Here is a 5,351-nt window from a genome sequence, read left to right as displayed (position 1 = left end):
TATGTAGGCTTATTGTTTTTATGCGTTGTTACGCGAAGTAGCGACCAATCACAGTGCGCAGTTTCTGCTTACGTTTCGCCGAATGATTGCGAACTCCTCCGCAGCGCCGCAAAGTTGAATCGATTATTATATTAGAATTACTATCGTTTTAAGCTTCTAAAACGCTCCGTTATCGTTCCGCTGCGTTCTGTTCTGATCAGTTGTTTTAAGTTAGATTGCGCACGGCTGAGTAAGAGTCCGAGCAACTTTTTTCCGCATTGCTCCGTAAAGATTGCGAACGCCAAAACTTGCTGGAGCTATTTTGTGTAACGTTTATGTATAAGAATAGTTGCGGGTTTGCGTGCGAGGAATTTCCGAAGGAAATTCAGACGTAGCAAACACGCAACTACCTTTGTTTTAGCACTAAACCGCAATTATTTTTATACGGTGTTGTGCACTGTTTTTATTTTTTCAGATACTGTTTAGCATCTCTTATATTCAATTCCGTTTCGTCAACTCCTTGTCCAGTTCTATTTTTATTAAAAGCAGGTTCATTAAGTCGGTCAAGTGCGATTAATATTTGAAAAATCGCAATTCCATTTTCATTTTCCAATTCAGTCACTAACCACTTTTTAAAATCCGTTATCAAATTCCGATTTCCGATTTTTGATAAACTCCAATATCCACTAACTCGCTCTTCTTCGGTTTTATAAATTCCAGAGTTCAGTCCGTCAACAATTATTTTTTCCAATTCAGTCGTTCTATATTCGGTCAGTTTGGATTCCGCAATTATTTCTTTTTCAAAATTCGAGTGAGAATTTCCGTTCTCTTTTTCGAAAATAAAAGCAACTTCTGTAAACTGTTCATTTGTTAATTTCATCACTGTTTTCAATTCGATGTAACGGTTTTCTCAAATAGTGCACAACGGTCTCGTATAACCGTCAGTTACGGATTTAAAGTTAATGATTTTCGGTTAAGAACTGACGTTAGCAATACCGAGTGGATTCGGACGTAGTCGAATCCGCCGTAATTGCGGTTATACATTGTTGTGCGTAGGCTTTTATAGGTTTTTACAGAAAACAATTTTTAATTTTTATTTACGATTTTCCCACAGTTAATTTCATAGTTGTTAAGTCTATAAATTAGTTCATCTTTCTGTAATTCAAATCCAGCTCTTATTGTTCCGTTTACACCTTTATCAGAAATTACAACCGAATAGAAAAGATAAGAGCTGTTTGGTTCAATTACTGTTTTCAATTTAGAGGGTTTATTTATATTTTCTTCAAGGAAACTTATTATATCCAATCCGTAATTTGGCAATTTTTCTTTCTCAAGAGTCATTTCGTCATTTGGTATGAACAACTTAAAGTTTATATCTGGCTCTGAATGTATCACAAATGAATCAGCTGAAAAATCTATTTCTAATTCCAGATTAGTAGATGCTTTATTAGTAATAGAAGTCCAAAATGTTACATATACAAATTCCTTTCCGTTTGTCGTTGTAAATCTTTGTCCTCCTTTTGGATAACTATTCTGAATCGTAAGGCCTTTATTAATTTCATTGCCATACTCAAATTCGGTATGAAAATTCTGCCCGATTATAGTATTAGAGAGCAGGAAAAGTGTGAAAACGATAATAAATTTCATTGGTCTGTTTGTTTTTCAGCTTACGTACAACGGTCTCGGCTATGAGTAGTTGCGTGGGTTAGCGTTTAACTTTGCAAGTACACACCAAACTGAAAATCCGCGAGGATTTTCAGAAGTAGGCGAGAACAAGCAATTACTTATAGCCATTGTTGTGTGTAGTTTTTTAAAAGTCTTCAAAAATTTGTTCCGTAGTTAGAATCTTTGATGTTAATATGTCGATTGTTTTATTATCATAAATTGGACTTTTGATTGTTCTCAATTCACTAACCATTCTATGAATTTCATTTTCGTTTTTCACAAAAATATATTTTACATCATCTGCCTTAAAGCGCAAACGATAATTTTTTAATTTTTCATTCGCTTTTTCCAATTCAGTTGAGTTTTCCATTTTTTCTTTACTCAAAGTTCCGTGTGGTGCTGATTTTCCTCCTTTAGATGGAATATACCTCCATTCTCTTTCATTGTAAAATTTTACATCTTTATGTTTAGTTCCTTGATGTTTAAAATCTCCAGTATATGGTTTTGAATACATAAGAAGGTTAGCCCAACTATTCATTATCTCTCCACCTATTTTTCTAACGTTTTCATCTTTAAGCTTATTTAGTTCAAGTGCATTTTCGGCGATAATACTTAATGGTTCTGCTACATATGAATCTTTATTTACGTATATAATTGGGTTTAACCTTTTTTTAATTCCCCATTCTTTTTTCATACCTATTCCATAATTGCCATAAGTATTTATATGATTGCTAATTTGTCCTAAAGAAATGTCGCAAAAACACGTCATAGGAATTCCGAAATTGAATCCACGAATCGAACGTGATTCATTTAGTTTTAAGTCTTCGGAACAATATCTCGGCTGAAATCCTCTTTTGAAAATTTCAGTTAAGTATTCCAGTTTAGGTGTAAAATGGAAAAGGCTATTTGAACTAATATTACTCATTTTTCTTGGTTGGTCAAATTACACACAACGGTTTGCATAAGAACAGTAAGCTGCAAAACAGACCGACTGTTCGAATTAATTTTAAAGATACTAAGAACTATTGAATTCCGAAGGAATTCAGAAGTGCGCTTATTGTTTTTATGCGTTGTTACAAATAGTTAACTCTTCACAATTTGTAATTCACTCCTAATTGTAAAACAGACGAATTAAAGTTTTGCCTTTCTAAAATACCGTAGTTATATCGTAAATTAAGTCCGAAATTATCATTCAGCAAATATTCCGCATCTAAACTAATTCCGAATTCAATTTTTTCTGAATCGTCATTTTGGATGAATTGTGTGTTTATTGGGTTCGTGTCATAATCTATCTTTCTGCTTAGTACATATCCAAACTGAGGTCCAAAACCTAATCCTAATTTTTCAGCCACTCCAAATTGCAATAATACCGGTAGTAAAAACATTGATTCATTAATACTTCCATCAGTTGAGGCGATAAATCTTGGGTCGTCAGGGTCAAAAATATTTAAATCTGAAAAATCTATATTGAAGTTGCTACCTTGTTGTGAAAATAATAATTCTGGTTTTAGTGTAAATTTCTCATTTAAATCAAGAGAAAGAAATGCGCCAATGTAAAATCCTATTTTTCCGCTGAATTCGGGTTGTAATCCATTGGAATTATTATCAATAAGACTTGAGTAATTTAGTCCTCCTTTAAATCCGTAATCCGTTGCTTCATTCTGCCCAACCGAAATCATTGAAATTAAAAGAATTCCAATTAGTGAAATTTTTTTTGTCATTTTTTTATTTAATTATTTGTAACGTTGTTGTGTATGGTTAGTTGCGTGGTTAAGCAACTAAATTAGTAAACAAATACGAACCAGAGAAAATTCCGAAGGAATTTTCCAAATAAGCACTTACCAAAGCAATTAATTATACACGGTGTTGTGCAACGTATTTTATTTAAACAGTTCATTTTTTAAAATCCGATAATTCAGATTCTTTTCTTTATTCCGAAAACTTTGGTTCTGTTTGTCAAAAGTTAGGTTTTCCGAATAAATTCTTTCGGATAATTCAAAAGTCAAAGTGCTGTCATTCAGCATTTCAGTTTGAGCTTTTTCCATATCTCCAAATCCAGCAACAGAATTATAAAATTCCGCTGTTAGTTTTCCGTTTTTCTCTCGAACAGTTAGCGATTTGGTTGTCGCAAAACTGTCGTCTATAATATTGAGTACAATTTCTCCTTTAATTCCGTTTCTGATTGTATTAGTAATTCCGAATGTCATATCCAATATTGGAATTGATAGTAATAAAATCGGAAGCAATTTTTGCGTTAAATTCCGCTTTTTTATGAGCAATCTTATAAGTCCGATTATACATAAGAGAATTGAAATCAGCCAAATTCCACTCGTTATAATATTCGGATAGAATTCAATTAAAAGAACGCTCAAAACATAAATTATTGGCAGAATTAAGTATTTCAGAAGTTCGTTTCTCATATGTTGCACAACGGTTGGGGTATGAGCCGGGAAGGACTGATTTACTCTTGTCTTCGATTCAGCTCAAGCCAAAGCCTTGTGTTTTGATTTTAAATTTTGTGTCCAAAAGCCAAATTCAAGGATTTGGCGACCAACCAAATATACCTAAATTTTCGAATTAGCACAGAATCCTGTCTGGCTTATAACCGTTGTTGTGAACAGTGGCGACCCACTAGAGTTAGCACGTGTCTTATACGAATTGCCTCAACGATTACGCGACACTTCGCAGCGCCACAATATTGAATCGAAACGATTGCATTAAATACAGCACATATTCGGCTTATAAAATTGAAGTTTTCTCTCAACTTTCCCCGACTTCAGTAAACCGACAATTATGTTATAAATACTGTTCTTTCGATTTTATAAGACGCGCCGTTCTCAATTCGCTGCGAACTATTTGGTTCCGATTATTTTTGGTGATTCAGATTACGTGCGGCTATTGAGTTCCGAGTACTTTTAGCGTTTATTTTCGTTTTAATTGACGAGAATTTTGAGTCACGGGAGCTATTGTTTACAACGGTTAAATGTATGGTTTGTTACGGAAAAAAGGGCAACCGATTTTCCGATTTTGACCGAAAGATAACAAAAGTGCTGGGAATTTTCGGCAGAAAATTCCGCCGTAATGAATTATACATATTGTTGGCATAAGTGGATTTATGTTTTACGTACCGAGATTGGTCGCATTGTAAATCAGTCCGACGTTATAGAGTAGGCGTGCGACACAGATTATAAATGCTAGAATTTAACGGACAAAAAACAAATCAGCCGTCAATTATTTTTTATATTTCCAGTATAGATTTCTTTTATTTTAGAATCAGAATTGTCCGCACAGATTGTCATTCCGACGTTGTTGGTTTGATTAGCGACGAACATTTAAACTGCCAAAATTTCACGGCCACGATAAAAATCCGCCGTCAACCTTTTTTCTTTTAAAATTTAGATTGGGATATTTTTCTTTTAAAAACCGTTAAAAAATCCGAGAGATATGCCGCAAAATATATTGCGCAACGCCATTAATGCCAACGGTTTGCATAAGAACAGTAAGCTGCAAAACGGACCGACTGTTCGAATTAATTCTAAAGATACTAAGAACTATTGAATTCCGAAGGAATTCAGATGTAGGCTTATTGTTTTTATGCGTTGTTATAAGTAGTTGCGCCGCCCAAGAGTAAGCACGCTTTGCTTAGATGCAGCCGTAACGATTACGTACTACTTCGCAGCGCTGTGAAGTATCATCGATATTATGGG

General features: G+C 34.1%; 5 protein-coding genes. All 5 read right to left on the bottom strand.

The features are described from left to right. Positions 1-442: 442 nt before the first annotated feature. Positions 443-859, bottom strand: coding sequence for a hypothetical protein (locus ULVI_RS00985; RefSeq protein WP_068588562.1), 417 nt, complete (start codon positions 857-859; stop codon positions 443-445). A 206-nt stretch (positions 860-1,065) separates the two neighbouring features. Continuing rightward, the gene (locus ULVI_RS00980) at positions 1,066-1,626 is read right to left on the bottom strand and encodes a hypothetical protein (RefSeq protein WP_068588559.1); all 561 of its coding nucleotides are present in this window, start codon (positions 1,624-1,626) and stop codon (positions 1,066-1,068) included. 163 nt (positions 1,627-1,789) lie between these two features. Then, complete coding sequence (locus ULVI_RS00975; RefSeq protein ID WP_068588557.1) at positions 1,790-2,569, bottom strand: abortive infection system antitoxin AbiGi family protein; 780 nt, start codon at positions 2,567-2,569, stop codon at positions 1,790-1,792. A gap of 166 nt (positions 2,570-2,735) precedes the next feature. Continuing rightward, entirely contained in the window at positions 2,736-3,365 is a 630-nt protein-coding gene (locus tag ULVI_RS00970) for a porin family protein (RefSeq protein WP_068588554.1), read from the bottom strand. 159 nt (positions 3,366-3,524) lie between these two features. Next, positions 3,525-4,064 carry a hypothetical protein gene (locus ULVI_RS15490; protein WP_197463463.1) on the bottom strand — a complete coding sequence of 180 codons (540 nt, stop codon included), beginning with the start codon at positions 4,062-4,064 and terminating at the stop codon, positions 3,525-3,527. Positions 4,065-5,351 lie beyond the last annotated feature (1,287 nt).

Origin of the sequence: Cochleicola gelatinilyticus (assembly GCF_001637325.1) — a bacterium.
GTDB classification, from domain to species: domain Bacteria; phylum Bacteroidota; class Bacteroidia; order Flavobacteriales; family Flavobacteriaceae; genus Cochleicola; species Cochleicola gelatinilyticus.
The sequence above is the reverse complement of the archived record's forward strand: the minus strand, read 5'-3'. Positions and strand labels throughout refer to the sequence as shown.

Coding starts and splice junctions, on each gene's coding strand:
- ULVI_RS15490 (WP_197463463.1), bottom strand. CDS start 4,064: ATGAGAAACGAACTTCTGAAATACTTAATTCTGCCAATAATTTATGTT.
- ULVI_RS00985 (WP_068588562.1), bottom strand. CDS start 859: ATGAAATTAACAAATGAACAGTTTACAGAAGTTGCTTTTATTTTCGAA.
- ULVI_RS00975 (WP_068588557.1), bottom strand. CDS start 2,569: ATGAGTAATATTAGTTCAAATAGCCTTTTCCATTTTACACCTAAACTG.
- ULVI_RS00980 (WP_068588559.1), bottom strand. CDS start 1,626: ATGAAATTTATTATCGTTTTCACACTTTTCCTGCTCTCTAATACTATA.
- ULVI_RS00970 (WP_068588554.1), bottom strand. CDS start 3,365: ATGACAAAAAAAATTTCACTAATTGGAATTCTTTTAATTTCAATGATT.